3 protein-coding genes and 2 pseudogenes are annotated in these 5628 nt (G+C 74.4%); all 5 read right to left on the reverse strand.

The annotated features are described in order from the left end of the window. Nucleotides 1-860: pseudogene (locus ACFU99_RS31105) on the reverse strand (hypothetical protein); the annotation flags it as partial. 30 nt (nucleotides 861-890) lie between these two features. Beyond that, on the reverse strand, nucleotides 891-1535 hold the full coding sequence (locus tag ACFU99_RS31110) for a rhomboid-like protein (RefSeq protein ID WP_384398368.1): 645 nt from the start codon (nucleotides 1533-1535) through the stop codon (nucleotides 891-893). A gap of 83 nt (nucleotides 1536-1618) precedes the next feature. Beyond that, on the reverse strand, nucleotides 1619-4762 hold the full coding sequence (locus ACFU99_RS31115; protein WP_384398370.1) for an alpha-N-acetylglucosaminidase TIM-barrel domain-containing protein: 3144 nt from the start codon (nucleotides 4760-4762) through the stop codon (nucleotides 1619-1621). Between the two features lie 86 nt (nucleotides 4763-4848). Further along, complete coding sequence (locus tag ACFU99_RS31120) at nucleotides 4849-5496, reverse strand: LuxR C-terminal-related transcriptional regulator (protein WP_384398372.1); 648 nt, start codon at nucleotides 5494-5496, stop codon at nucleotides 4849-4851. Then, nucleotides 5481-5628 (reverse strand): annotated as a pseudogene (locus ACFU99_RS31125) (sensor histidine kinase); the annotation flags it as partial. The pseudogene ACFU99_RS31125 and the gene ACFU99_RS31120, both read right to left, overlap by 16 nt.

Consider the following 5628-nt stretch of genomic DNA (forward strand, 5'->3'; position numbering starts at 1 on the left):
GCGGTCTTCCACGCGGTCGGCGCGGCCCGCGTCAGGCTCGCCGGGTCCAGGGCCCGCTCGGCGGCGGAGTTGCGCGCGTACGGCGGGGCCGCCGCGCCGTCCGGGCCCCAGCCGGAACCGGGCAGACTCAGCAGCGTGCCGCACACGGCGACGGCGGCCAGCGCCGCGAGCGCCGCGCGGGAGTGCTGGCGGCGGCGCATCAGGTCGGTCGGCCGCGCCTGGAGCGAGCAGGGGTCGAACTCGGGCGCGGTCAGCAGCGATTCGGCCCGGCTGCCGGCGGGCAGTTCGACCGCGTCCGCCTCGTCGAGCGCGGCGTCCGGGTCGTCGACCCCGGCGGCGTCCAGCGCGCGCAGCGCGTCCAGCTCGCCCATCCGCTCCAGCGCGCGCAGCACGTACGCCGCGCGGCCCGGTCCGGACAGCGCGGACAGCGCCTGCTCCAGGGCGAGTTCCTCGGCCCCGCCCGAGCGCGGGAACAGCCGCAGCCCCCACACCCGCGGCAGCGGCGGCGGCAGCTGTCCGGGCCGCGGCGGCTGCCAGCGCTTGCGCGGCCGTCCCGCCGCCAGCGCCGCGCGCAGCACCCGGATCCGTACGAACGCGTACCCCGGATCGGTCCGCGAGCCGTCGGGTGTGCGCGGCGCGGGCAGCCCGTGCCCGGTGGCCGCCGACCGGTTGCGCGGCAGGGCCCGCTGGGCGACGGCGTGCGCGGTCAGTACCCGGCGCTTGCGTCCGAGCTCCGGCGGGAGGACGAGGTATCCGAGCCGTACCAGGCGCGGATAGTGCTCCATGAGCGCGGCTTCGGCCTGCTCGACGTCGATGGGGGTGATGACCTCGGGACGGGGGGTTGTCGCCTGCTGTTCCACATTCGGAAGAACGAGTGAATGGTGGGATGGTCACCGCACCCGTTCGTGGGCGCCGGCCTTGCGGAAGCGTTTGTTCCGCAGATCGCGGCCGATGTTCCGCCGCTCGCGGCCGATCGGGAGCGTGAGTCCGAGGAGGAGCGCGACGAGGTGCCCGGCGTCCGTGAACGTCCGTTCCTCGCGCAGGAGAGGGCGCACGCCGAGCGCGAGGAGGGCCCCCGTCGCGGCCGTCCGTGCCGGTCCGCGCGGCAGCGTCCGCGCGAGCGCCCCGGCGACGGCGTTGAACCCGTAGCTGGGACCGACGTCGATCGCCGCGCGCGTGCGCGGGTCCGTGCCGGGAGAGGCGCGCAGCCCGGCGTACACCAGCAGGCTCGCGCCCGCGTGCCCGTACGCGAACACGCCCGCCGCGCGCCACGCGCCGTGCGCGTACTCGGCGTGGCCGAGGACGGCCAGGAGCAGCAGCGCGTACGGGAGTTCCATCGGCTCCTCGACGAGTACGGCGCTGGTGGCGAGCGTGTCCCAGCGGCCGCGGCGCAGGTTCTCGACGTTGGTCGAGCAGCCGCGCAGCAGCCGCTGCCGGGCGGCGGGTGCGGCCCGGCGCAGGGCGTACGCGCCGAGCTGCACGCCGCCCACGTACGCGGGGGCGAGCCGGGGCAGCCGGGAGAGAGCGGTGAACATCCGCCCATGATCGGCGGCCTCCGGCCCCGGACGCCAGTACCTGCGCCGGGCCGCGGTGCTTACGCCCTTACGTCCTTACGTCCTTATGCCAGGGCCCACTGACTGAATTCCACCAGCCCCCGCTTCCCGCTCCCGTCGTTGCCCGCCGTCATGAACAGCCCCACGTCCTGGACCGCCGCCGCCCCCGGCACGGAGACCGTCGCCACCGTCCGCCAGGTCGCGCCGCCGTCGGTGGAGCACTGGGCGGTGTACGCGCCGGAGGCGGTGCGCGTCAGGCGCAGCAGCACCGGGGCCTTGAGCCCCGTGACGCGCTTGTAGGTGTCGACGGTGCTGTCGCCGTTGGTGTCGTAGGACAGGACCACGCCCTGTTCCGGCGTGGCCGCGAGGTTCACGAAGCCCGGTGACGTGCCGGAGGCCAGGGAATTGCGGACGATGATGCCCGTACGCGCCCAGCCGCCCGTGTTCGTCTGGCTGTCCACCCGGACCGTGGCCGAGTGCCCCGCGCCCAGCGCGCCCTCGCGGTAGACCGCGCCGAACTCCGCCGTGCCCTTCCACAGGTCCATGCCGCCGCCCTCGATCGCGAAGCGGTCGCCCAGCTGCCCGAAGATCGCCGCGTTGTTGGCGACCGTCTTCCAGCCCGCTGCCAGCGGACCCGCCGCGTAGAGCGTGCCGGGCTGGACGGCCGTCACCCGGTCCTCGCCCCGGGGCCCGTACCGCGCCGTCAGCTCGTACGGCAGGGGCTTCAGCGGCCGGTCGAGCGGGCCGGCCGGGGCCGTCACCCGCCAGCGGACCGTGCCCGTGCCGCCCGGCGCGATGGACGGCAGCGAGGCCGGGCCCTGCGCGGCGGCGTCGAGACCGGTCAGCTCGAAGTCGACGCGGCCGGTGGCGCGCAGACCGTTGACGTTGCGCAGCGCGCCGGTGAGCGTCGCGCGGCCGCCGGGCGGCACGGCGGCCGGGTCGGCGGTGGCGGAGAGCGTGCCCTGGTACGGGGCGGCGGCCAGCGTGTCGTGGACGCGGCGCGCCGTGCGGTAGGCGTCGGAGACCGGCCGCATCGGGTACCGCTTGCGCTCGCGCGTCCACGGCTCCTCGAAGGCGAACCAGTCGACCTGTCGCGGCGCGCGCCCCTCGCGCAGCGCGTCCTCCAGCTCTCCGAGCCACTTCGCCCAGCGCGGCAGGTAGAAGTCGGCCATCAGGCCGTTCCAGTCGCGGTTGCCGTACTCGTGCAGCTTGCCGGGGTCGGAGGTGGCGCGGTCGCCCCAGACGGTGATCAGCACGCGGGCCGTGCGCTCCAGCTCCGCGGACTCGGCGGCGCTCGAACCCATCGCCCGCGCCGCCTCGTTCCACGGCCCGAGCAGGAACGCCCGGTGCGCGCCCGCGATGTCGTCGGCGAGCCGCATCAGCTTCAGCCACAGCGCCGACAGCGCGCGGAAGGTCGCCAGGTCCTTGCGCACGTACGCGGTCTTCAGCTGCGGCAGCAACTGGCGGCTGCGGTGGGCGACGGCCTGCCGGGCGACGTCCACGAGGTCGGCCTTGTACGCGTCGCTCCGGCGCAGCTCGTCGTCGACGGCCAGCAGCCCCGCGAGCGCCGCGTCGAAGCGCGCCGGGTCGTAGGACAGGTCGCGGGGCGCGTACTCGGCGGCGCGGTTGGCGTCGAGGTCCGGGCGGGCGGCGAAGAGGGAGTCGTGCGGGTCGCTGCGCTCGGGCGCGTGCTGCTGGTAGGCGGTGTCGCGCAGCGCGGCCCACGCGGCGAGCGCGCCGCGGTCGCGCTCCCCGTACCGGAACTCGCCGTAGTCGGCGAACCATTCGGCGCGGTCCACGGGCCGCTCGCGCCAGGCCAGTTCGGAGAAGAGCTCGAAGGCCGCCGGGTCGCGGTCGGTGGCCTCCGGCATGTACGCGGTGCCCGCCAGCGAACTGTTCGACTTGTCGCGCCACCTGAAGAACCGGTCGTTCCAGGCGTGCGTCTTGGCGCCGAGCGTGGTGCGGCCGCCGTAGTTGGGGATGGTGCCGAAGCAGTACGGGGTCCCGGCCCAGTCCTTCTCGCGGTCCGGCTCGGCCGTGGTGCGGTCGGAGATCCCGTCGAAGATCACCATCTTCGACTTGTCGATCGCGGCGATCAGTTCGGGCAGCGGGTTGTTCTCCCAGCCCAGGATCGTCCAGAAGCCGTCCGGGTGCGCGGCGCGCAGCCCCCGTTCGACCCCCTGTGCGGCGGGGCCGACCGGCACGTCGCCCGCGGTGCCGCCCTCGTGCAGCAGGTCCATCTTGAAGTGCTCGGCCGGGCCGAGGATGTCGCGCTGGTGGCGGTAGAAGGAGGCGGCGACCTTGCCGAAGACGGCCGTGCGGGGGTCGAGCCAGTCGGGGCGCTTGAAGCCGTGCCACTCGCCCTGCGGGACGACGCGCGCGCCGGGGTTGCGGGCGGTGAAGCCGTCCGGGACGGTCCCGTAATAGCCGGGGAACACGGGGTGCATGCCCAGCTCCCGGAGCCGGTCCGCGATCCGCCGGCCCAGCGCGGAACGTTTCGCCAGCAGCTCATGGGTGAGCGGCCCGCCGTACGAGCTGAGGTTCTGGAGCAGCCACCACGGCTGGTGGGAGGGGGCGGGCAGCCAGGCGCGGGCCTCGGCGTCGCTGTAGCCGAAGTCCATCAGGACGCGGTGGTAGACCTCGTCGAGCCCGGCGATCACCAGCACCTCGTTGCAGCCGTGCAGCGCGAGGAGGTCGATGCGCCGCTCCCAGAACGCCCAGTCGGCGTACGGGGCGGTGTAGCCGTCGTTGGTGTCGTTGAGCGCGAAGCGGTGCGCCAACGACGTGGATCTTTCCAACGGGCGGCCCGGCGCGGGCAGCCGGCGCGGGAGGTCGAGCTGGCTGCCGTTCCAGGCGAGGTGGGTCCCGCAGACGTACTTCAGGTACCAGTGCACGCCGGTCAGCTGCACCGCCGGGCTGGTGCCCGCCACCTCGACGTCCCCCGCCCGGCCAGTCACTTCGAAGCGCTCCGTGCCGCCGCCGTGCAGCGGGACGAGCCGGATCTGGTCCGCGTGCCGGGGAAGCAGCCGCCCCAGCGCTGCTCGCGCCGGGGCGGTGGTGAACGGGGTCGCGGTCGCGGTTCCGTCGGAGGCGGTGTCCGCGGCCGCGGCGGGGTCGATGCCGCCGAGGGCGGCTCCGGCGCCGAGCGCGCCGGCGGTCCCCAGCAGCGTGCGTCTGGACAGTCCGGGCAGGCTGGACAGGTCGGTCATGGCAACGCTCCCTGTGTGCAGCGGCAACAATGGACGCTTGCGCAGCGCACGTTAACCGCCGCCGCACACGGGGGCAATGACGCGCTTCAGCCTCGATCGAGGTAGGCGAGGACTGCCAGGACGCGGCGGTTGTCGTCGTCGGAGGGCGGCAGGTCGAGCTTCCCGAAGATGTTCGACGTGTGCTTTGCGACCGCACGCTCGGTAACGACCAGGTGGGCGGCGATCGCCGCGTTGGAGCGCCCCTGCGCCATCAGTTCCATCACGTCGCGCTCACGGGGCGTCAGATGCCGCATCGGCTTGTCCTGGGACCGCCGGGACAGCAGCTGAGAGATCACTTGCGGGTCCATCGCCGTACCACCGGAAGCCACCCGCCGTACCGCGTCGACGAACTGCTCCGCGTCGAAGACCCGGTCCTTGAGCAGATAGCCGACGCCGCCGCTGCCGTCGGCCAGCAGCTCGCGCGCGTACAACTGCTCCACGTGCTGCGACAGCACGAGCACCGGCAGGCCGGGGGTGGCCCGCCGGGCCGCCAGCGCGCACTGGAGCCCCTCGTCGGTGAAGGACGGCGGCAGCCGTACGTCCACGACCGCGACGTCCGGCTTCAGCTCGGCCAGCGCGCGGGTGAGCTCCGGGCCGCTCTCGACGGCGGCGGCGATCTCGAAGTCGTACGCCTCCAACATCCGGACCAGGCCGTCCCGGAGGAGGAAGAGGTCTTCGGCTAGGACAACGCGCAAGGGATCTCCATGGTGACCATGGTGGGACCGCCGGCGGGCGAGCTGACGGCCAGGACGCCGTCGAATGTACCGAGTCGGCGTTCGATTCCGCTCAGCCCCGAGCCCGCCCCGATCCGGGCGCCGCCCCCGCCG

Source organism: Streptomyces sp. NPDC057654, from assembly GCF_042800135.1.
Lineage (GTDB): Bacteria > Actinomycetota > Actinomycetes > Streptomycetales > Streptomycetaceae > Streptomyces.